The 21,482-nt window shown below is 68.8% G+C and carries 19 protein-coding genes; 7 read left to right on the forward strand and 12 right to left on the reverse strand.

Features of this window, described 5'->3' with window-relative positions:
- Nucleotides 1–27 precede the first annotated feature (27 nt).
- The 7 genes from ACZ3TS_RS35020 to ACZ3TS_RS35050 all read right to left on the reverse strand — a co-directional run bounded on the left by ACZ3TS_RS35020 (nucleotide 28) and on the right by ACZ3TS_RS35050 (nucleotide 8,116).
- Nucleotides 28–1,191 (reverse strand): GNAT family N-acetyltransferase, encoded by a 1,164-nt coding sequence (locus ACZ3TS_RS35020; RefSeq protein ID WP_467625861.1) that lies wholly within the window; start codon nucleotides 1,189–1,191, stop codon nucleotides 28–30.
- Nucleotides 1,188–1,946, reverse strand: a complete 759-nt coding sequence (locus tag ACZ3TS_RS35025; protein WP_467625862.1) for a YqcI/YcgG family protein — start codon at nucleotides 1,944–1,946, stop codon at nucleotides 1,188–1,190. The genes ACZ3TS_RS35020 and ACZ3TS_RS35025 overlap by 4 nt, the downstream gene beginning before the upstream one ends.
- Entirely contained in the window at nucleotides 1,939–2,745 is an 807-nt protein-coding gene (locus ACZ3TS_RS35030; protein WP_467625864.1) for a nucleoside-diphosphate kinase, read from the reverse strand. Before ACZ3TS_RS35030 ends, ACZ3TS_RS35025 begins: the two co-directional genes overlap by 8 nt.
- Nucleotides 2,732–4,078: an IS701 family transposase gene (locus tag ACZ3TS_RS35035; protein WP_467625865.1), complete on the reverse strand. Its 1,347-nt coding sequence runs from the start codon at nucleotides 4,076–4,078 to the stop codon at nucleotides 2,732–2,734. Before ACZ3TS_RS35035 ends, ACZ3TS_RS35030 begins: the two co-directional genes overlap by 14 nt.
- 849 nt (nucleotides 4,079–4,927) lie before the next feature.
- On the reverse strand, nucleotides 4,928–5,425 hold the full coding sequence (locus ACZ3TS_RS35040) for a hypothetical protein (protein ID WP_467625867.1): 498 nt from the start codon (nucleotides 5,423–5,425) through the stop codon (nucleotides 4,928–4,930).
- 1 nt (nucleotide 5,426) lies between these two features.
- Nucleotides 5,427–7,604, reverse strand: a complete 2,178-nt coding sequence (locus ACZ3TS_RS35045) for a site-specific integrase (RefSeq protein WP_467625868.1) — start codon at nucleotides 7,602–7,604, stop codon at nucleotides 5,427–5,429.
- Complete coding sequence (locus ACZ3TS_RS35050) at nucleotides 7,604–8,116, reverse strand: hypothetical protein (RefSeq protein WP_467625870.1); 513 nt, start codon at nucleotides 8,114–8,116, stop codon at nucleotides 7,604–7,606. The genes ACZ3TS_RS35045 and ACZ3TS_RS35050 overlap by 1 nt, the downstream gene beginning before the upstream one ends.
- Nucleotides 8,117–8,954: 838 nt before the next feature.
- Here ACZ3TS_RS35050 and ACZ3TS_RS35055 point away from each other — a divergent pair.
- Nucleotides 8,955–9,362: a hypothetical protein gene (locus tag ACZ3TS_RS35055; protein ID WP_467625871.1), complete on the forward strand. Its 408-nt coding sequence runs from the start codon at nucleotides 8,955–8,957 to the stop codon at nucleotides 9,360–9,362.
- A gap of 11 nt (nucleotides 9,363–9,373) precedes the next feature.
- Here the strand turns inward: ACZ3TS_RS35055 and ACZ3TS_RS35060 are convergent, their stop codons facing one another.
- Nucleotides 9,374–10,846, reverse strand: a complete 1,473-nt coding sequence (locus tag ACZ3TS_RS35060) for a site-specific integrase (RefSeq protein WP_467625873.1) — start codon at nucleotides 10,844–10,846, stop codon at nucleotides 9,374–9,376.
- A 7-nt stretch (nucleotides 10,847–10,853) separates the two neighbouring features.
- Between ACZ3TS_RS35060 and ACZ3TS_RS35065 the strand changes: the two genes are divergently transcribed.
- A complete protein-coding gene (locus ACZ3TS_RS35065) occupies nucleotides 10,854–11,573 on the forward strand; it encodes a class I SAM-dependent methyltransferase (protein ID WP_467625874.1) in 720 nt (239 codons plus the stop codon).
- The gene (gene fxlM, locus ACZ3TS_RS35070) at nucleotides 11,489–13,162 is read left to right on the forward strand and encodes a methyltransferase, FxLD system (protein WP_467625876.1); all 1,674 of its coding nucleotides are present in this window, start codon (nucleotides 11,489–11,491) and stop codon (nucleotides 13,160–13,162) included. Before ACZ3TS_RS35065 ends, fxlM begins: the two co-directional genes overlap by 85 nt.
- Before the next feature lie 88 nt (nucleotides 13,163–13,250).
- Here fxlM and ACZ3TS_RS35075 read toward each other — a convergent pair whose 3' ends face one another.
- The 4 genes from ACZ3TS_RS35075 to ACZ3TS_RS35090 are packed head-to-tail and all read right to left on the reverse strand — an operon-like array spanning nucleotide 13,251 to nucleotide 16,909.
- On the reverse strand, nucleotides 13,251–14,687 hold the full coding sequence (locus tag ACZ3TS_RS35075) for an amidase family protein (protein WP_467625877.1): 1,437 nt from the start codon (nucleotides 14,685–14,687) through the stop codon (nucleotides 13,251–13,253).
- The gene (locus ACZ3TS_RS35080) at nucleotides 14,684–15,892 is read right to left on the reverse strand and encodes an MAB_1171c family putative transporter (protein ID WP_467625879.1); all 1,209 of its coding nucleotides are present in this window, start codon (nucleotides 15,890–15,892) and stop codon (nucleotides 14,684–14,686) included. The genes ACZ3TS_RS35075 and ACZ3TS_RS35080 overlap by 4 nt, the downstream gene beginning before the upstream one ends.
- Nucleotides 15,889–16,401: a hypothetical protein gene (locus ACZ3TS_RS35085; RefSeq protein WP_467625881.1), complete on the reverse strand. Its 513-nt coding sequence runs from the start codon at nucleotides 16,399–16,401 to the stop codon at nucleotides 15,889–15,891. Before ACZ3TS_RS35085 ends, ACZ3TS_RS35080 begins: the two co-directional genes overlap by 4 nt.
- A gap of 37 nt (nucleotides 16,402–16,438) precedes the next feature.
- The gene (locus tag ACZ3TS_RS35090) at nucleotides 16,439–16,909 is read right to left on the reverse strand and encodes a helix-turn-helix domain-containing protein (RefSeq protein WP_467625882.1); all 471 of its coding nucleotides are present in this window, start codon (nucleotides 16,907–16,909) and stop codon (nucleotides 16,439–16,441) included.
- A gap of 856 nt (nucleotides 16,910–17,765) precedes the next feature.
- Between ACZ3TS_RS35090 and ACZ3TS_RS35095 the strand changes: the two genes are divergently transcribed.
- The 4 genes from ACZ3TS_RS35095 to ACZ3TS_RS35110 all read left to right on the forward strand — a co-directional run.
- Nucleotides 17,766–18,656: a helix-turn-helix domain-containing protein gene (locus ACZ3TS_RS35095; RefSeq protein ID WP_467625884.1), complete on the forward strand. Its 891-nt coding sequence runs from the start codon at nucleotides 17,766–17,768 to the stop codon at nucleotides 18,654–18,656.
- A 2-nt stretch (nucleotides 18,657–18,658) separates the two neighbouring features.
- A complete protein-coding gene (locus ACZ3TS_RS35100; RefSeq protein ID WP_365125190.1) occupies nucleotides 18,659–19,366 on the forward strand; it encodes a zinc finger domain-containing protein in 708 nt (235 codons plus the stop codon).
- Nucleotides 19,367–19,527: 161 nt separating this feature from the next.
- A complete protein-coding gene (locus ACZ3TS_RS35105; RefSeq protein WP_467625885.1) occupies nucleotides 19,528–20,169 on the forward strand; it encodes a WhiB family transcriptional regulator in 642 nt (213 codons plus the stop codon).
- Nucleotides 20,166–21,482: hypothetical protein (locus ACZ3TS_RS35110; protein WP_467625886.1), on the forward strand; the 1,317-nt coding region annotated here is incomplete at its 3' end. The genes ACZ3TS_RS35105 and ACZ3TS_RS35110, both read left to right, overlap by 4 nt.

The following is a 21,482-nucleotide window of genomic DNA, read 5'->3' on the forward strand; positions in this document are numbered from 1 at the left end:
TCTCCAGTCGGCTGGCGATGGCTTCGGTCACCCGGCATCGGTGTGCGCACCGGCTGCCGGTGTTCCTTTCGGTCCGCCGCCCGGGGCGGCGGGCCCCAACCACTGGGTGAGACCCTCGCCGAGGGCGGTGACCCAGATGTCCCGTTGCGCGCCGTGGCACCCCCGCCACTTCTTGCTCTTCTCGTAACCGAGGCCGTAGTCGATGACCTGGGCTCCCTCGGTCTGGGCGACGCGGACCGGTGAGTAGAACATCGCATCGAAGTACGTCCTGCGTGACGCCGGGTTTGCGTAGTCGAATCCGCACCAGAACACGTGCCACTGCTTGCCGTACGCGATGAAAAGGCTGAAGGCCACGATGTCTCCGTCAGCCGTGGCGCAGTGGAAGAGGCGGAGGCGGTCCGCGGGGAAGAGCGCGACCAACCGCTCCAGCCTGGACCGCTCCACATCCCAGGTGCTGTATCCCCCGTACTTCGCGACGAGGTTCATCCGCAGCCGTACCTCCGTGGCCCCGAGCCCGGCCGCGTCGGCACGTGTCGTGCGGACCCCGGCGCCTGCCAAGTCGCGCAGGTCCCAGCGGACCTTCTGGCGGCTCGTCTTCCGCAGGCCGGCGACATAGTCGTCAAAGCCTCCCGCAGGTACGTCGAGAACGGACCGCACAGTGCCGCGCCGCCGATGCCAGGTCATGTCGGCGTCCAGCGCCGCGGGCAGCGCGGAACCGGCCGCGTAGAGCACGGCCGCGCAGACCGCGCCCGCCTGGCGCGCCCACCGGGTGACCTCAGCGAGGAGGCCATGGACCGCTTCCTCCTCGGACGGCCCCCGGGTGACTATCTCGCAGTCGTAGCCGGGCTGCACGATCGCGAGGAAGGGGAAGAAGGCGGCCCGCTCCGGCCCCTGGCCGACTGGCCTCGTCTGGTCGGGGAAGACGGGAGGATCCCGCCACAGCAGGTCGTGGATGTTGAACGACTCGTAGCAGTCGGGGTCCTCGATGAGATAGCCGGTGGTCGCGGCAACGGTGACATCGTCCAGTACGAGCCGGAAGAAGTAGCCGCGGCCGGGCGGCCGGTCGCCCATCATCTTGAGCCACGCGGGCGAGGTGAGGAAGGTGCCGTCGGGCCACTGGTCCGGAAGTTCCTCGTCGACCACGAGAACCGGGGCGTGGGCGCGGACGGCTGCCGTCTCCTGTTGTTTCACTGTTTCTCCCACCGGACAGGGCACTTTCCGCTCAGCGGTTGGCCGTCGACCTCGGGGAAATACTGTTTCCATTTCTCTGCCGTAGAGCCTTGACCATCCCCGGCGTCCGCGAGCAGGGGCACATCCTCGTACTCGGCGAGGCTCCGGCGGATACGCTTCTTTGCTGCGCGACCGGCTGCAGTGGAACCGCTGATGGACTTGAAGACGCTTCTGCACTGCACGCCAATCACCAGGCATTCACCCAGCGTCCGGCTACGGCGCGGGCTATAAGCGGGACAGGTGCCGAATGTGAAGAGAGGCTCTCCTGCGAAGGTGAATTCCCACTTCGGGTCCTCCGGGTTGTCCGGAACATCGGTCGGCCACGGATCCCGGTCGTATTCGTGCAGGGCCGAGAGTATGCGCCAGAACCAGTCCCGGTACCAGGTGAAATTCCTGTCTGCCTGGGGAGGCCCGGCCATGATGAGCAGGGAAAGACGCTCTTCCGGCAGAGCGCGTTGGATCTCGACGAACGCCCCGAGATCACGCGCCACGACCATCGCCTCACTCGCGGAATTCTGACGCAGATCCCAGTAGGTGTAGTGGTTGGTTCCCTTGTTTTCACCAATGGACCCGAAGTGGCAGGGGTACGGGGCGGGGTGGGCGCCGAGGAGGGTTTCGCGCACCCGTCGCCGTTCTTCCACGGCCCATCGCGGGGTGCCGTGCGGAATCGCCTCCTCCCCGCCGGCCCAGAGCCGTGCCGTCGCCGCCTCAGCCATGCGCGGCGGGCTCAGTGCCGGAGTGGGTGAGCTGTGGAGCGTCTGCAGAGGGCCCGGGCTCCCGCGGGTCCTCGACGTGGGTGAGGGGCGGGAAGTACTGGCAGGTCGTCAGCACGGCGCGGGCCCAAGGGTCGATCGTGATGCCGTGGCCCTCCAGCGTCCGCCACAGTCTGCCCGTGTCCAGCGGCGGTTCGTCGGGGGTGAAGGACGCAGTGAGCGCCCGCCGGAGCAGGAGATCGACGGCCCCGTCCAGGCTCTTCGCCATCCCGGTGACGAATTCACCGCTCAGCGGGACCCCATCGAGCGCGGCCAGATGCTGGGCCATAGGGGCAGCTTCCGTTTGTGGCAGGAGTTCCCACAAGTGCGCGACGAGGCCGCGCCTGAGCTGGTCGCGCACCTGGAGGAACCCCCGGCTCTCCCCGGTACCGGGCGGGCTGTCGAGAAGGCTGGCGAGCACGCGCGCCCCAGGGGTGCTCAATCGGGTGGGGGTGTCGGGCAGCTCGCTGGGGCCCGGGTTGTTCCAGTCTCTGACGAAGAAGGTCTGCCAGTCGAGTTCGGTCTCTTCGGGGCTGTCCGAGGCGTGCAGGAGCCCCAGGATCGTGTTGACGGCACCGAACCGGAGCCGTAGGGAGGCAGGGGATGCCTTCTCCAGCGGACCGGACCCCTTGAGTTGGGTGAACTGCTGGTGGATACCGGACGAGCCCTGTAGGAGAAGCGCCAGCGAGGGGCCGAGACCGTAGAGTGCGTCGATTGCACGGTATCGGTCACGGCAGCTGTAGTTCAGGTCATGGCTGGTCATGGAGAGCGTGTCGGCGCTGGTGGCAGGCTTGTGCGATGGCTTGATGGTGGCGGCGCCAGGCCATCCAGTGCAGGATGTGTTCCGCGTCCCGGACTGGTGGTGTGAGGACGAACGCCCGGAGGATTCGGACGAGTTCGGGGCAGGTCAACGGGACGAGACGGGCCGGTCGGGCAGGGCCCGCCGTGGTCGCGGCAGCAGCGGTCAGGGCGAGGACGGCGGATGCGGCAAGGGAGAACAGCGACCAGCGCATCCAGGAGTTCCAGCAGGTCACCTGTCCTTCGTCCAGGCCGGTGAAGGTCTTGCCGAGTTGGAAAGTCTCCTCGATCCGCCATCGTCGGCAGATCACGTTGACCAGTTGGGCGAGGGTGACATCTTCGGTCGACCAACAGCGGAAGAAGGAGAGCTCGCCGGTGTACCGGTGCCGGCGAGCGACCAGGACGCTGGTGCCGTCGTCTCCGTGTCCGTTAGGGGTGTCGTCCGCACGGACATCGAGCCAGGCCCAGTCATACTCGCGGGTGCCCTTCGTTCCGTGTCCGGTCTGCATGCGCATCCACTGGTGCGGCAGCACCTTGTTGATCATCTGGCGGGCCTTCCACCTGCGGCCCGCTCCGTCCGTGACGGTGTACGTGTGCGACACGCCGATCGCGTAGCCGAGCCCGAACTCCCGGATACTCCTGCGGAGTTCACGGCCCGAATACACATCGTCACCGGCGAACCAGCGTGCCTGGACGCCCAGCTCGAGCGCCTTCTTGACCATGGCGGCGGTCTGCTGCAGCTTCGTCGCGAACATGATCCCTTCCGGGACGCCGGCTGCTTCACGGCGTTCCTCGTCCGCAGCCCAGTCTCTCGGGAGATACAGGGCCCGGTCGATGACCACCCGCACCGACTCGGTGACCGCGGCCAGGTGCACGGCGACCTGGCACAGTCCGACGCCTTTGATCGCGCCGGAGTACTGGCGGCCGGCGCCGACGCAGTCGGTCGAGGACTTCGCGTCCCCGGTCTCGTCCGCGACCAGCACCACTTCCTGACCTGCGAGTTCACGCACGACCAAGCGGGCGATCTCCTCCCGGGCCCGGTCATGGTCGAACCTCGCCCGTGACAGCAGGTGCTGCAGCCGGTGCGGGCCTGGATGCCCCAGCGCCTCAGCCAGCGTCCAGCAGTTCCGCGTGTCCACCTCCCTCAGCAGCCCGGTGATCATCTCCGCTGCCGTCGCACGTGTCTCACGCCGCGCGAAGCAGCCCGCGATCGCATCCATTGCCGCCCGGAACACCCGGTCCCAGGCAGCCTGGGCTATCGTGGCCTCCACGGCCACCTGGTCCTGAAACGTCGTCACAAACGTTCATGATCATGGTGGCCGTATCTGTGCCCGCACCCGACCCCGCAAGCCTCCTACCAGCGCAGACGCCGGAACTACAGCTGCCGTGTCGGTACGTGCCGAAATATATTCGCTTCCGGGCGAGATCGTCATAGATTGCATCTAACAACAAACTGCCTGGTTGCACGACCCGCGCCGCAATTTCTTCACAGCCGGAGAGCAACACTTCATCCACGATGCGGCGACCCACACCGCGAATAAAGGAGTCCGGACTCACAACCACCACTACACTGCGGGACCAGTCCACAGTCTTTCGCATCCTTTCACACTTGCGTGAACGACTTGCGATAACGCGTGTTCTACTGACAGGTGCAGTCAAGGACCTAAATACGGCCCGTGTCGGGCGCGTCGGCGCTACGAAGCAACGACCCCCGGTGCTGACTCGTGACACCTTGGGCAGCCGTCAAGTAACGCCTGGAAAATGTGGCGCTCGTTCTCTGCCGGTGCCGGATTTGCCTTACGGGCATCCGGTGTACGTATCACGTATCGACGTAAACCTAGGTAGTGAAATCTGGTTGGTCAACGGGGTTAGTAGGCGAGGGAAGGGAGTCAAGCCATCGTGTCTCACGGGCGCCTTCCGTTGACTTTGTCCTCTATTCTCCCGGTGTCAACTGGGGGTTCATTACCCGGCAAGCCGCGATACGGTGCGAGCCTCACGGCGTATCGCCGTAAATGAGCTATTTTGGGCGGGTGGATAGTTGACGGCTGAATATCGGCTGCTACCGTTGGCTGCCGCGCGCATGCGCGCGGCTCAGGGCCGACGGAGCCTGGGGATGGGTACCGGAATCTCTCGGTGTGGGCATGGCTTCAGCTGTATGGCCCGAACGGCGCTGTTCCCGCCCTGCCCGGTGGGAGCCGGCGGACGTTGCCGACGGCTGCGGCCTGTTCCCGCAGGCGCTCGATCTCCAGGTGCTGGGCGGCGATCTGGGAGAGGGCACGTCGCTTGAAGTCCTGCAGCGTCTCCAGTTCGGCATCGCGTTGATCGAGGCGGGACTTGAGAGCGGCGTTGGCCTCCTTGAGCCTCTCGATCTGCGCAGCCCTGGGATCGGGGACCGTACCGGCGTCGCGCAAAACAGTCAGGCGTCGCTCGAACTCGTCGGCCAGGTGCTGATACGGCCCTGGCCGGGTGGTGCCGTCGCGGTTCTTCTTGGCGTAGAAGGCCGTGCGGGGCACGCCGGCCTCGCTCGCCAGCGTCCGCAGGTCGCATTTGCCGCCGGGCGGCAGGTCGCCGCGCAGTAGCCGGTCCATTGCCGCTCGGATGGCCGCCTCGTTGCGGGCTCGGGTGTCCTCGCTGATACGTCCCATGTCACGCTGCCGTTCCGGTCGCGGCGTCGATCTCGGCCAATACCCGCAGGTCGCGGTCGAGTTCCTTCTGCAGGCGGGCCTTCTCGTCCTTCTGCCCGCGTCCGATCTTGCCGATGAACACCTTCTTGTTCTCCGCGCTGGAGGCCCACACCGGCCGATGGGCACGGTGGTGGGTGGCCTGCGGGCAGCGGGCCGAGTCGCACATGCCGACCAGCGGCTTGTCCGCCTTCGGTGTGCCGGCCAGGAGCAGGCACAGCGCTCTGGAGGGGTCGGCGAACCAGCAGTAGTTCGCGATTCCCAGGTGCAGGGTCTTCGCCCGGCGGGCCAGGAGTTGGATCACCTCCTCGTCCCCGGGACGGGTACCGGGTGACGATGCCTGCATCGCGAGGATCTCCTCATCGACGGATTTGAAGTGGTCGATCAGATCGCGGGCGCCAGGCCCGGCAGGACGGATCCCGTTCTGGTAGTCGCGAAACGCCGCCAGGGTAAGGTTCTTATTGCGGGCCTGCTCCTCCGCGCTGACCTCCGCCATGAACTTGGCCTGGGAGCCGCCAGGGCTGGCGGCGTAGCCCTCGGTCGTGACGATCGAAACGTGCTTGAGATGGATCTTGGCGGCCAGCAGGCCGCCAGGCCGGTGCGCGAGTGCCACGGCCAGGGTGCGGCGGGTGATGCGCATATTGATCTTGTCCTCGGGAATCGGCTCCAGGCCCAGGCGCTGCCCCTCGGGGCCGTTGACCCACCGGCGCAGCTTGGCGCAGCGGTTGGCCATCGTGGTGCGGCCGAAGACATGGTTGGTGGGCCGGCGGGGGTCCACCAGTTGCACGGCGAGGGCAACCGCGTCGTAGGCGGGGGCCACAGTGACCCATTCCTCCCACACCCCGCCCAGTTCTTTCTGACCCTTGATCAGCTTGGTCCGCAGGCGGTAGCGCATGCGTCCGGCGCCGAGGTCCTGCGGGGGGATGCATGCGTCGAGCGGCATCGCCGCCAGCTCGCTGTTGCGTACGCCGGTGAGCAGGGCGACGACGACCTGGCAGGCGGTGCGGACCCGCTCCACCATGTGGCCCGCTTCCTCGGCCGTGGCGAAGCCCTCGGTCCACGGGACTGTTCCGGTGCCGTCGGCGCGGTCCACCTGGGCGGCGTTCCACGCCCATCTCGGCCGCAGTCCCACCGCCGCCACGGTCTGTTCCAGCAAGGGACGCAGCGGGGGCAGGTACTGGTAGGCGAAGGACGTTATCCCCGCCTCCCGGGCGATGGAGAGCACGTTCACCGCGAGCAGGGGGTCCTCGGCGGACCAGCCCTCGTCGGTCCGCGAGCTGACCTCCCTGGCGCCGACCGGCTCCAGAGGGACGCCCTGGTCGAGGTGGGTGCGTATGGCCGCTTCCAGGCGCTCCAGTTGGGTGCCCTCACTCTTCCAGGGCGCCCCGTCGTCGTACTGCCGCACGGTGCGAATCAGTTCGAGCATGTGGGGACCGAGTGTCTGCACGATGTACAGGACGGCGGCCAGCCAGGGCCGCAGTGCCTCGTCACGCAGCGGCTGGGCGATGTTCTCTCCGGCCCGCTTGCAGCCCGCGACCTCGTAAGGGCTTCGGCCGGCCCACGGGACGAACCCTTCGGCGAAGCGGTCCGTGGTGAACAGGTCGCTGTAGAAGGCGGGCTCCTGCACGACCTGGGCCGCGGCCATGCGGGTGCTCTGCCCGGACGGGCGCAACGGCCCTCGGTGCGGGCCCCGGGTATGCCGACGGGATTCGTAGAAGCCCTGGCAGTGCTGCTGTGTCACGTCCTCCAGGGAAGTGACGCCGCGCTCGGTGAGCCAGTTGAACCACCGTCTGAGCTCGGCCAGACGGTTCCTGCATGTATCGAAGTGGAGGGGGATGCGGAACGCGCTGGGCAGGTGCCGTACCGCCTCGTGCCCGGGGGCCATGCGCGCGAACATGTACTCCTGGGCAAGGGTCCGCCACTTCGGGTTGTGGATGCTGGTGAAGTCCAGTCGGGCCTGGACCGGGCGCAGGTGGGCGGGCAGGCCCTCCAGATCGGCGAAGTCCCAGATCAGCTGGCCGACCATCGGCCGGTTCCCGCCCGAGCGCACCGCCAGGCCCACGGCCTGACAGATGTCGACGTCCGCCAGCGGACTGGGGTGAGGCTGGCCCTGGGCCAGGGCGGTGGTTGTGCTGCGGCTCATCATCGGGTCGTCTCTTCCGGCCGCAGGGGCAGCTCGTCGTCGGTATCCGCCACGTGGGCCGCGGCCTCCAGCAGCGTCGAGGAGGGGAAGTAGACGTCGGGGGCGAGAATCTCGGCTACCCGCTGGTCGTACGGCCCGAAGTTCCGCATGAACTCCTCGGCGGTCATCTGGTCCCACTGGCGGGCGAAGAACGCGCGCAGGCGCATCAGGTTCGGCAGGTGCCGCGGAGTAAGCAGTGCCAGCGGGCAGAGCAGGCAGACCCATGGCCGGGCGGGACATGGCTTGCCCTTGGGCCCGTGCAGTCCCGACAGTTGGTCGCCGCAGGCGGCGCTGAAGACATTCCGTTCCCCGTGGACGAGTTCGGCGAGAGCCGTGTCGTCCAGTCCGAGAGCGGCGACTTGCTCGGGGTAATCCCGCACCAGGGTTGCGGCGTCCTCGGTGGCAAACACCATGGGCGGCTCGGCCTTGCGAAGCATGTCGTTCTGCGCTTCGACGATGATCTCCTCGACCACGGGCCTGCTGTTCGGGTGTGCCAGCGCCGAGGTAGTGGTCGGCTTCGACCTGCGGGCTGCGGTTGGGATCCAGCGTCGCGCGTCGGCTGCCCGCCCATGAGCGGCGGTCCCGCATCGAGTCATAGGTCGTCCGGATCCGGTGCAGATGCAGTTGCAGCGGTCCGCCGTCGTCGGCCGAGAGCCTTTGCGAAAGGATCCACTTCTGGCTGGTTTCGTTGGTGGTCGCCGTGGTCAACCAGTGGTGCACGCCGCGGGGGACGTAGCGCGCCCACAAGGCGTCACGCATGTGCGTCGGAGCGAACTTCCGGGTCAGCGAGGAGTGGTCCAGCCACTGCTCCAGCAGTCGGCTGGCCCGCTTCGTCAGAGTCCGGCTCTCCTCGGCCGTGCGGCCCTTGATGTAGGAGAGCAGGACGGTCGACTCGCCGGCCCAGTCCACATCACCCAGCCCGAGGTCGTCCAAGCCGTCGGGAACGATGCCGGTGTAGATGCCCAACAACAGCCGGTAGGCCAGCACGGTGGAGGCATCGGGAAACAGAAGCGACGAGACGGCGACCTTGCGGTACGGGAACCGCCTCTCCGGCAGGCCGGAGAAGTGGCCCGGCGACCAGTCGGCGTACGGCGTCGCCTTCACCGGTCCGAACTGCGTATAGGCCCAGTACACGTTGGCCTCGCTCCATCCGCCCTTGAGCGGATCCTGTCCGTCTTCAGCGGCCCTTCTTGCTTTGCGGAAGGCGGCGTACGAATCCTTGACGACCGTCTCGCATGCCTTGGCGAGCCGGGCCCACTCGCTCTCGGTGTACGGAGCGAGCGTGTTCTCGGACTTGCGCTGGACCTGGAAATGGCGGCCGTCCACCATTTCCCGAACGTCCGCTGTCAGCAGTCCGTGGAGATCGTCGGCGCGGGCGAGCATCCGTCGGCTGAGGGACTCCAGTGCGGCACGGTGGGCACCTCGCAGCCAGTGTTGGGCCAGGTGAGCACGCGTCAACTCGGCGGCGCCGCCGGTAAAGCCCTGGCCGGCCAGATCGTTGGTCAGTGCGCGGATCGCCGCGGTGTAGTCGTTGAGTGTGCGCTTCGCGTCAATGTCGCCGTGCGGGTGTACGAGATCGGCGAGCCCCAGCAGCATGTCCTGAGCGAGGGCAGGGTTCCGTGTGGCGTAGGTCTTGCCGCCCGCCGTGACGTTCACCATCATCGACACGCTCGTCCCGTCGCTGAAGACGGCGGCGATGCCCAGTGGGTTCTCGAGTAGGGTGGCAGGCATCAGATGTCCTCGCTGTCGTCTTCGTCGTCGAATTCCGCTTCGGCCTCGTGGACGGCCGACGCCGGCAAGAGCCCGGTGGCCTCGCCGACCCGCCGGTGCAGTTCGGCGAAGATTCGGGTCGTATCTAGGCGATTGAGATAAACTTCTGTGGTCAGGACACTGGAGTGGCCAAGAAGGTCACGCAGGACCAGCAGTGGCTCGGTGGTCTTGAGGTACAACGCCAGTCCGGCGTCGTCATCACCGTCCTTGACCAGTCGGGCGGCCCGCTCGTAGTAGCCGCGTACCAGCTTGGCCATGGTCTGCATGGCGAAGGAGTGGCGCCCGCGGTGCGGGGTGACATGGGGGAATCGGGGTTCGTAGCGTTCCCGGATCCGGTCCGATGCGCGCTCGAACACGGTGTTCCAGTCGGTGAACGGGCGCCCCGGGCCGCACACTGAGAGCAGCATCGACCCGCCGCCGGGCGCGACGAGCCGGCGGCGTTCGGGCGGGCCCAGCGTTTCCCAAGTCGTCCAGGCGCCGTTGACCCTGCCGCCCAGGGCCGTCGCCTCGGTCACGATGAGCGGTTCGCCCCAGCGCCGCGGCGGCATCCAGGTCGACCCCTGAACTGCCGCGGCCCGCTCGAACTCCAGGTAGTTGTGCAGCTCAGCCAACGCGTCGTAGTCGATCCATGCGTTTCGGAACTTGCTGCCCTTGGTGATGCCCTCCGGCAGCGGGACGAGGACTGGCACCTCGCTGCGGCGGCTGGGCAACTTCGGTACCTCGCAGGCCAGAAGGTAGGAGAACTCCTGCTTGCGCGGCCCGGAGGAGAAGACGAACCGTCCGACTGCCGCATTGCGGGCCATCTCCCTGCCGCGGTAGCCGCGCTCCACCGACCCGTCGGGCTGCAGCCGGGCCAGGCCCTTGTGGAACAGGTCGGCGAACTCGTCCTCCAGGTACTTGATGGTCACGTGGGGCTTCGGCTGGCGGCGCCGGGCGGAGTTCCGGCGGACCTCCCGCCGCTGTCCGGAGAAGACGGCCGTGGCCTGCCGGTAGGTGAACGGCAGCGAGGTAGTGTAGCCATTCTCGATCGCCCAGGCGTAGAAGACGCTGAGCATGGTCATGTGCTGGTTCCAGGTGGTGACTCTGAACCTCTGCCTGCCGTCGACAGGACCCTGCGACCGGTACACCGCATAGGCGCTCAGCAGCGCCTTGAGCCGCTCGCGGCTGTCGAAGAGACCGACCCCGTGTTCTTCTCCGAACTCCGACCACTGGCGTACGGCGCCGACATACGATGTCCAGGAGTTTGCCGCGGGGCAGCCGTTGGTCGGCAGCTGGCAGGCCCACCGGTTCACGATCGCCGAGGTACGCAGCCCGTGCTCGTCTTCAAACCGAAGGTCGTCGTCGAAGACGAGCACCATCCCCTCAGGAATGACCGGCTTGAACTCCAAGCCCCAACTTTCCCAGCCCTCTGATGAGTAGAACGCCTGTTCCATGCCGGGGATGCTAGCCAAAGAGACACCCCTTGGGCTCTCTCACAACTGCTGGTCAGCGGGAGGATCGGTCATCAGAGAGACACTGCACCTATGTCGAAACAACACGGGCGAGCTGGCTAGCTACCTCGCCTCCCTCGGGTACACCGTCGACGGAGTCGATTTCGCTGAGGGCGCGCTGAAGCGGGCCCGCACGGAGCACGCCGAGGTGGAGGCGGTGCGCTGGCTGTGCGTGGACGTGGAGCACGACGACCTGGCCGACCTCGCGGAGGGCGGCTACGACCTGGTCGTGCTGCGGCTGTCCATCGCGTTCATCCGCGATCGTGCCCGTGTCGTGCGCCGGCTGGCCGCGCGCCTTCGCAGGGGCGGGGTGCTGGTCATCATCACGCCGGTCGTGGAACACACCCCCGAGGAGCGGCGCCACATCGCGCTGGACGAGAGTGAACTGGCTGCGCTCACCGACGGCTTCGATCAGGTTGAGCGGTTCGACGCGCAGGGCCTGGCGGTGCTGATCCTGCGCGGGCCGGCCAGTTCGTTCAGCGCGGAGGAGAAGCGGCGGCCCGAGCCGCAGGCCGTTTTCGGTGCCGCAGTGGTGGTTACCGACGCGTCCGGACGTGTCCTGCTGGGCCGCTCGACCCGGGGCATGTGGGAACTGCCGGGGGCCGGATCGAGACAGGGGAGGCTGCACCGGCTGCCGCTGTCCGGGAGTTGGCGGAGGAGACCGGGCTGACGGCGCGCCTGGAAGACGCTCACGTCATCACCGTGCTCCACGACGACCGCCTCGACGTGCGCCGCATCACCGCCGTGGTCCGCGTCACCACCTGGAGCGGTGAACTCGGCCTGCCCGAGCCGCACCGCTTCGTACGGTGGGAGTGGCACGACCTCCATGCTTTGGCCGCCTTGGGGAAGATCTTCGCGCCCACCACGCAGGCGCTCACCGCAGTGTGGCCCGGCGTGCTGCCGGGGCTGCCGCCCATCCGCTCCTACGCGTGCTCTGCCGCCGTCCCGCCGGTGCCCGGGGAGCCGGCCGAGGCCGCGCGGCTGCGCGAGCGGATGGCGGCCACCGTCATCGAGAAGGGCTGGGCGCCCTCCCCCCGCGTCCAAGCCGCACTGCGGGAGGTCCCCCGGCACCGGTTCGTGCCCGAGGCTCCGCTGGAGACGGCCTACCACGACGACCTTGCCGTGGTGACGGTCCGGGAGTCGCCCCAGACCGCGCTCAGCTCCGTCTCCGCAGCCTGGCTGCAGGCCGACATGATCGAGCAACTCCGGCCGGAGCCGGGAATGACCGTGCTGGAGGTCGGCTCCGGCGGATACAACGCGGAGCTCCTGGCCCACGTCCTGGGAGAGCGCGGACGCGTGGTGACCGTGGACGTCGACGCGTACGTAGTGCACCGCACTCAGCGGCTGTGCGCGGAAGCCGGCAGCGGCCGGGTCACCGCCGTCCTCGGCGACGGTGGTCTCGGCGCCCCCGGCCACGTCCCCGCCAAGGGATTCGACGGGATCATGATCACGCACACCGCGTCCGACATCGCCCCGGCCTGGCGGGAGCAACTCGCCGAGGGGGCGCGCTTGGTCGTTCCGCTGGATATGGGCGGCTACACCCGCTCCCTCACCCTCGTCCGGCGCGGCGACGTGCTGCACTGCGAACACTGGACGTACTGCGGGTTCGTGCGGGACCGCGGCGCCGCCGCCCGTACCGCACCCGCCGTCCCACTGGCCGGCGGCGAGGTCACCGTGCGGTGGGAAGACGGTGAGCCCGGCGGTACCTCCGGGATCGAGGCGGCGCTGCGCGGACCGCGGCACGAACTCACCACGGGCCTCGTCGTCCGCGGCATCTTCAATTTCGAGACCCTGCAGGTCTACGCAGCGACCACGCTGCCGGGGTTCTGCCGCCTGGCCACCTCAAAGGGTTCCGCGCTGGTCGCGCAGCAGGACGCGGCGGCGATGCTGTCGGACGGCTCCCTCGCCTACCTGACCTACCGTAAAGTCAAGGACGCCGCGGATCCGGCCGACCGCCTCACGGAGTTCTTCATCCACGGCTACGGCCCGGCCGCCGACGAGCTGGCGGAGCGCTTCGCCGACTGCGTGCGCACATGGGACCAGCAAGTGCGCGAGAGCGGCTACCCGCCGATGACCGTCCACCCGGCCGGCACCCCGAACGAGCAACTGCCGACCGGCGACGTGCTCGACAAGCCCTCCGCGAGGCTCGTCTTCCAGTGGCCCGGACGCGTTCCCGACGGGGCGCAAGACCTGCTCCCGGCGGGAGTCGGCGCTGATGCTGCTGGAACGGCTCGACGAGACCGAGGAGGTCTTGCTTGACGCGCTCGCATCCGTACTCGATCCGCCCAGGAACCGAGGTGTGTTCCGAACATGGACCGAGCCGCGCCCGTCCCTCTGACCAACGGCGTCAGAGACCGATGCCCTCGGCCGCTTCTCCGAGAAGCGACGCCAAGTATTCAGCCGCTGCAAGCAAGACTCGGTCCGAATACATCGGTCCCACGAGTTGCACGCCGATCGGGAGCCCCTCCGCGTTCCGCGCAACGGGTACGACCACGCTGGGCAAACCAACGTGGCTGGTGAGGTTGGCCCAGCCGGTCTGGTCGAAGAAGCTCCGCTCGACGCCGTCGACCATGAGAGAGCGGGCGCCGGCCGGGATCGCCGCAGTGGGAGCGGCCGGGGTGATGAGGACATCGTGCTCGGCGTCAGCGAAGAACCGGTGCCACATCTCCCGAAGCCGGTGGCGTTCCTCGTTGGCGCGGAGCCATGTGCGGTGTGTCTGCGTCCGGTAGCGGAGGAAGGTGCCCCGTGGACTCGTGTCATCCTCTTGCAGGTCCCGCGCTGCCGCGAGTTCGGCCGCGCCGGCTTCGTCGTCGGTGGCGGCCGTCGCCGTGGCATGGAGGAGCTGCTCGAACAGGCGGAGAGAGTCGGTGAAGCTGACCGGTCCCGTAGTGCAGCGGACGTTTGTGCCGGCGAAGGCCAGTGCCTGCTCGACGGTGGCGAGAGCATCGCCCGTTTCGCGGTCGACGGGGCAGGTGGTGTCCGTAGCCCACACCGCCACGCGGAGCTGGCCGCCTCCACGGCGCGACTTGGGCAGCTTGACGAGCCAGGGGCTGTTCTCGGCGGGTGACGGTGTCGTCAGCGCGTCGAGGAGCAGGTCGAGGTCGCGGGGGTGGCGTGCCAGCGGGCCCGGGGTGACCATGTCGCTGCTGGTGGTCCATCCCGGCGGGCGGGGGATGTGGCCGCGAGCCGGGACGAGTCCGTGTGTGGGGCGCAGGCCGTAGACGCCGCAGTAGTGAGCAGGGAGCCGTACGGAGCCGGCGAGGTCGCTGCCGAGGTCGACGGGGGTCAGGTGTGCGGCGACGGCGGCGGCGGGGCCGCCGGAGGAGCCGCCGGCGGTGCGCTTGGGGTCGTGCGGGTTGAGCGTGGGGCCGAACAGGCTGTTGTCGGTGTGCAGATCTTGGCAGTACGTCGGCGTGTTCGTCTTGCCCATGATGACGGCGCCTTGGTGGCGGAGCCGGGCGACCGCGTCGGCGTCGCGTGCGGGTACGTGATCTGCCAGCTCTTCGGCGCCGCTGGTGGTGCGTAGGCCGGCCGTCTCGAAGCTGTCCTTGATGGTGAGGGGAAGGCCGTCGAGGGTGCCACTGCTCTCGTTGCGGGCGCGGCGTTCGTCTGCGGCATGCGCGGCAGCTCGAGCCGCGCTGTCGTCGCGAGTGACAACAGCGTTGACCTGGCTGGCGTCGATCCGGGCAAGGTGGAGGTCGAGCAGCTCGCGGCTGGAGATCTCGCGGCGGTCCAGGGCCTGGAGCTGGACATGAGCGGGCTGGTGGGGGAGGTCGGTCGTCATGCGGAGACTCGCTCAAGGTGGGGGGCTCGTGCGGGCTGGCGGGGCAGGTGGCGAGCAACGTCGAGGAGAGCGTCGATGTCGTCCATGGGCCGACTGGTCTGGCGTTCGGAGTCGGCGAATTCGGTGAGCTGGTCGGGCGCCGGGCGGGCGCCGTCGGCCCGGGCCGCGATTCCGGCGAGGATCTGGTCGGCCGTGACGGCGGCGGACAGCTCCTGGCCGTGAAGCCCTCGGGCACGGTGATGGGCTTCGCTGGCCTCACGGACCGCGGCATCGAGGTACTGGCGGATCACGAACCGGCCGTCCCGGATCTCGACTGCTCGCCGGTAGAGCCGGATTGAGATGCGGCGGAAGCGGCGCCTCTGGGCCGGGTCGACTCGGTCGATCGGCAGCTCGATCTCAGGCGCTTCGCTGTAGAACGCGAGCCACAGGGGGCGCAGGCCGTAGTAGCTGCGGTACTGCTTGATCCGGTACTGGATGCTCTGGGCCTGGTCGCCGATGGTGGGTACGAGCCAGCCGAGGAGTGTGAGCATGGCGCCGACATCGCCGCAGGTCCAGGCGAAGCCCTCCCAGTTTGCGAGGGAGGTGTCGAAGGCGCCGGCGATGACGTCGCCGATGCGGACGGCGCTGTATCCGAGCGTGACGGTCGCGCCGAGGGCGACGATGCGCAGGCCGACGCGGACGGAGCCGCGGGTGCTGCGACGGGCCAAGCCCCAGCAGGCGCGGGCGAGGAACAGCTCTCCGAGGGTGTAGGCCGTGACATACAGGGTGAGGTACGCCGCGTACCAGTTGTCGTGGGCGTAGTACAGCGTGAAGTTGATCGGTCGCGGCGCGCTGGGCGTCAGCAGGGCGAACAGCACCAGCAGCCCAGCGATCACCGCGAAGCCAGCCCACAGCCACCGGCAGCTCTGCCGGCGGGCAATCTCGGGCGGCGAGCCCCAGTAGGTCAGGACCACCTGCTGGCAGGCCAGCAGCGCAACCACGCACCCCATGGCCAGGGGGACGGAGAGGTTGACGGTGCCGAGCACGCGGTCGAGGTAGTTCCACATCGGCGTGATGGAGAACAGGAACGACAGTCCTGACAGTAGGAAGACTGCGGCCAGCGCGGTGGAGGCGGGGTCTCGGCGGCGGGTCAGCACGTCCCGCAGGAGGCAGAGGAAGCCGAGCGTGGCGACGACGAGGCTGATCGGATGGAGTAGGTCCTTCACGACCGGCCCTCCCGTCGGCGCAGAAGCGTGTGCGTGACCCGGTCCTGGACGTCGTCACCGGAGGACTCGTCGCTGCGCAGCCACCGGTCGATGATCCGGTGCTGGAGCAGCGAAGCGAGGAGTTCGGTGTCCCGCTCCTCATCCTCGTCGTACTTGGTGCGGCCCAGCATCATCTGCACGGTGGCCGGGTCCACGCTGGTGATGAAGGCCGGAGTCAGCGCGGACACTGGCCGGTTCTCGTGGTGGCCAAGCAGGAGGTGGCTGAACTCGTGGGCGATGATGTGGTCCTGGTGCAGGGAACTGGTCCGCGGGTCGTAGAACACGTGGACGGCACTCTCCGTGACGGCGCATGCCCCGCACACCGAGGGCGCCTGCTCCCGGGGCTCCAGGACCACCGTCCGTCCCGTGCGGCGAGAGATCTCGTCGCTGAGATCGCGGATGTTGGTGACGTGCGGGAGCTTCAGCTCGGCCAATAGGTCAGGCCGGCGCAGCCTACGTGCGGACCACATTTGATTTTCCTTGATCACTTTCTGAACTATGGCCGTTTTACGCGCCAGTTGAAGGCGGCAAGCCCTCAGATTTTCGTACGCTCTCGACGATCCCCAAGACGGCATCCTTTCCGTCTGCGGAGACGTCGGATAGGCGTAGAAGAACGTTCTTGATCTTCGCGTCGCGAAGCAGCGCGAGCAACTCAAGTTCCTGCACGGTCTTTTCGGCGACTGCATCGTCGAACCAATAGGCGGGATCCACGCCGAAGAACCCTGCGAGCGCTTCGAGATGACGCTTCGTCGGGTTATCGCGCCGCCCGGTCCGCAAGAGCCACAGGTACTGCGCCGACAGCTTGCCCAGCCCTCGCTTCTCCATCAGTTCGGCCACTTCAGCATTGCTGAAGGGTCCGCGGTCGGGCGGGTGCACCGTGTCGAACAGACGGTTTAGGCGGTCCATGAGCCCCTTGGGGTTCACCTGACCTTCGGTCGATTCGTTCATGATCCTTTCCTGGGTGGACTTCGTCGTCACTTCGACCACCCTACCCCGCCATAAACACCAGTTGACGCGATGATCCCGCGTATGGAAAGTTCTTCCTCACCAGCACGTTTCCGTGTGGCTCGTACCGCCTGTTTCAGGTCAGCCTGTCCGTTTCTACCGGCACGAGCACGCCGGGCGACGTGGCGCGAGCCACATTTCGCACAGCGACATACGTCACGCCTGGAACGCAAGGCTTTGATGTTCGACCGGAAAGCGCGGAGGCGACAGTCGAAACACCTCATCCACATCGCATTTCCGCTGCGGGAAATACCAGACACCCGCTCCAATTCGGACACAATGTCACGTACTCGACATTCGAGGCAACCGCGGCAACGGTGCCCTTGGATGGCGGAGAGCGGCAGCCCGCAACCGGTCACACGTTCAGCTTCGGCAGTAGATGGCGTGGTGACTTTCTGCAACCAGTGCAGAGTTTAAGAACCAAGTCTGGATCTTGACACGGGTCCGTGCGTATGTTCGTCGTCCCCGGGCAGCCCGCCCGCGACGACGGATGTGAGGAGTCAGCAAGCACGGACCGGACCGAGAAGGTCCGCAATACAGCGACGGCGCCCGAGAGCGGTAACTCACGGACGCCGAACGCTAAGCGGCATACCCGCCCCGGCAAGGGCGGAGATTGCCCACCATCACCACGCTGAGTCCTTCCGAGGGGCGCGTCAGCGTGGCAACACTGCAAAGGGGAGTATCGCATGCCTCCTGCCCTGCGCAAAGGGCCCTTCTGCCTGGCCTGCGCGGCAGTCATCTCCGCCTCGGCGCCTCAGCGCCCCGAGCCGGACCACACCATCCCGGCCCCGGCGGGCCGCCGGCCCCGCCCGTTCTCCGGGAGCGGCCGATGAGCAGCGAAGCCCGCGAGTGGGTGTGGGAGCACAGCTCCAGCCGGGGCACCGCGCGCCTGGTCCTGCTGTCGATCGCCGACCGGGTGGCCGACGAGCAGTGCGTCTCCTGGGCCTCGCTTTCCAGTCTGGCCAAGCGCACGCGTGCCTCCGTCTCCACGGTGCGCGAAGCCATCGATCGCCTGGTCGACGCCGGTGAGCTGGAACAGCTCGACGACCTCACCGGCCCGCAGCGCAGCACCGTCTACCGCCTCCCCCTCGCCGCCAAGGCCGTGGCAGAGACCACGAAGGAGGACGAGGGCGCCGACCAGACGCCGGAGGAAGGACCCGAGCCCACCCCGACGCTCCGGATATCGGCCCTGCGAAGGTGTGGAATCCGCCCGCGTGAGGTGCCGGAATCCCCTGCGAGGGCCCGGAAACCGGCAGTACCGGAAACCGGCAGGTCTCGACGGAAACCGGCACCCCGACGTACCGGAAACCGGCACAGCCATGTACCGGAAACCGGCACACAGAACCGTAGTGAACCGGATTTGAACCGTAGGTACAGCAGTGGTGGTGCTGCCGTCACCTCGGCTGCCGAGTGGCAGGTCGACCCAGCCACCCACACCTGGGCCCGCCAGCAGGGACACCTCGACCGCCTCGGCGAGCAGGGCCTCGCCGCGGCCGACGCGAAGTGGCGTGCCCACCGTGCCGGCTTCAAGCCGAGGCCGGCGGATGCCTGGGCTGCCGACTGGCGCTCCTGGGTCGCCCGGGAGCACGCCCCGGGTCGCCCGAACCTCTACGCCGTGCCCGGCAAGAACCCGGACCAGCGGAGCGGCATGACGCGGGCGGAAGCCCACACCGCCGCTCTACTCGCAGCTCTCGATGAGCCGACCGGAACGGAGGGCTGACCGTGGACCGCCGCGAAATCGCTGCCCTGCTGGCCTACATCGGCCGACTAGACCCCCGCACCATCCGCACCGACCAGGGCGAGGCCCGCGACCAGCTCGCCCAGTGGCACGAGCTGCTCGGCGACGTGCCGATGGCAACCCCGCACGGCTGGGACGCCCGCGTCGCCGCCCGCCAGCACATCCGCACCTCGCCGTACCAGATCCTGCCCGCGGACGTGGCCCGTCCCTGGGAGAGCTACCGGCGCGATCGCCTGGCGAGGCACTCCGACCCCACGCCGTCCGTCGACCCGGACGACCAGGCGGCCTGGACGGCCGAGCTGGTCGGCACCCGCCGCGCCGTCGCCGCCGGCACCGCGCAGCCCGCGCAGGCCAGGGCGATCACCAGCGGTCGCGACGGGATCGACCCGAGGCTGGAGACGCGGCTGCGGGAGGTCGGCTCCTGCATCCCGCCCGCCGCCCGTGCAGCCCTCGCGCCCTACCGGCCCGCGCGAGCAGCTCGCGAGGCCGCCGTCGCACAGGGGCTGCCCGACGCTCTGAGCGTTAGGTGCGAGTGGTGCCTGGCCCAACCCGGCGAGCCGTGTCGTCGCCGCCGGATCGGCCCCGACGACGGGGTACGCGGAACCGCCCCGCGCGCCACCCCCCATCCCGGCCGCCTCGACCTCGCCGCGGCCCAGCAGAACGAGCAGGCCCAGCAGCCCGCCATGGCCTGACCGGCGCATCCGGCCCGTGCATCCCGTCCGGTGCACCACCGCCCAACATCACCGTCTCACCCCGGCTGCGGCGCAAGCTCTCGCGCCGCAGCCGGCACCCGACGCCGCATCCGCCCAGCACCGCCCCAGCCGGCGGACGCGGCAGCACATCGGAGACCCCCTTGCGCCACATCACCACCCACGACGCGCCGGCCACCGGCCTGCGCGGCATCGGAGACACCAACTGGCACACCCGCGGAGCCTGCCACGGCATGGACGTCGAGGACGCCGACGCCGTCTTCTTCCCGCTCCCCCGGGACCACGAAGCCATCGCCGAAGCGAAGGAGCTGTGCGGCTGGTGCCCGGTACGCCGCGACTGCCTCGACTTCGCCCTGGAGAACGTCCTCAAGGAGGGCATCTGGGGCGGCCTCACCGAAGCCGAGCGGCGTCCCCTGCACGACGACCTGCCACACCGCCTCGACTACCGGCGCGTGACCGCGTTCTTCCAGGGACGCGACGTGCACCTGACCGAGGCCGAACGACAGGTCGTCATCGACCACGCCTACGTGCGCGGCTGGCGACCCGACCGGCTCGCCGCCGCCCTGCAGATCAGCCGCAAGCACGCCCGCGATCTGCTCCGGCAGGCCGCCAACAAGGTCTTCGACCGCGACCGCACCTACGGCGTGCCGCGCCCCAAGAAGAAGCGCAAGAAGACCACCCCGGCAACGGGCAGCCCCTCGCCCACCGCACCCGGCACTCAGCAGCCGACAGCCCGCCCGGCAGCGTCGACCCCGGCGCACGCCACTCTCGGAAAGGCCGCATGACCCACCCCGTCCTGGCCCTCAGCGCCGCTCCGGACCTCCCTCTCCTCCTCGTCGCCGGCGTGCCCGCCACCCTCGTGCTCGCGCTCGTGCTGACCGCCTGGACGATCCGACGCCGAGGCACGCGCCCGCAGAAACGTCTCGGTGGCCCCGCGGTCAGGGTCGCGGCCCTGGCCGCCCTCGGCTGCACCGCATACAGCGCCGACACCTCGTGGCGCTTCGCGGCCGACTACCTCGACATGGCAGGCACCGCCGAGCGGGCCGGGATGTTCGCCGCGGCCGAGCTGGCGCTCTTCGCGACCGCGCTCATGGCGCGACAGAACCTGGCCACTCAGGGCGCCCCTGGCCTGCCGGGCACGCTGGTCTGGGTGATCACCGGAGTGCAGGTAATTCCCGCCTATGCCGAGAGCGGTCCTGTCGGCGGCACGGTCCGGGCCTTCGTCGGGCCGGTCATGGCGGCGATGCTGTGGCACCTCGCCATGGGAATCGAACTGCGCCTGCGCACTCCGGGCGCCGCCTCCCACGGCCTGATCGCCGTCCTGGGGCGTGAGGCGCGCGAGCGGCTCCTGTCCCGCCTCGGTATCGCCGCGCGAGACCGCGACGCCGCGCAGATCACCCGGGACCGGGCCACCACCCGCGCGGTCGCCCTCGCTGCCTGCCTCGCCGAGCGCACGCCCGAGCAGCAGCGGAACTGGCGCGGCCGACGGCTCACCCGGCGCCTGTCGAAGGCGGTCGGCAGGGCCTCGGTCGGCACCGACCCCCTCCAGCGCGCGCAGCTGCTCGACCAGCTCGCCGCACGTCGGCACGCACTTGCGCTCGCCACGGTCCCGCTGCCTTCTCCCTGGTACCCAGCGTGCAGCACGGCCACGGCCGCCACGGTCCCCTCGCAGAGGACCTCGGAAGTGCCTGTCTCCGTAGCCGGTCCTCACGGTCCCGGCGAATTGGACGGAGACCGGGGACCGGGCGGCCCGAGGGGACCGGTCCCCGAAATCGCGGACTCCAAGGCATCGGCAGGCGCGGGGACCGAAGTCGAAGAAGCGGGGACCGAGGACTCCGAAGCGGACGCGGTCCCGGGGACCGGTCCCGCCGATCCGGAAGCCGCAGAGGGGGACGCCGGGGACACGGGGACCGCCCGCACCACGCGAGAAGTCCCCGCGCAGAGCCCTGAATCGCATCGGGGACCGACCCACACCGACACGGGGACCGAGCCCACCGGGGACCGGGGACCGACCCACACCGACACGGGGACCGAGCCCACCGGGGACCGGGGACCGACCCACACCGACACGGGGACCGAGCCCACCGGGGACCGGGGA

The sequence above is a fragment of the Streptomyces sp. NPDC022910 genome, assembly GCF_055561075.1.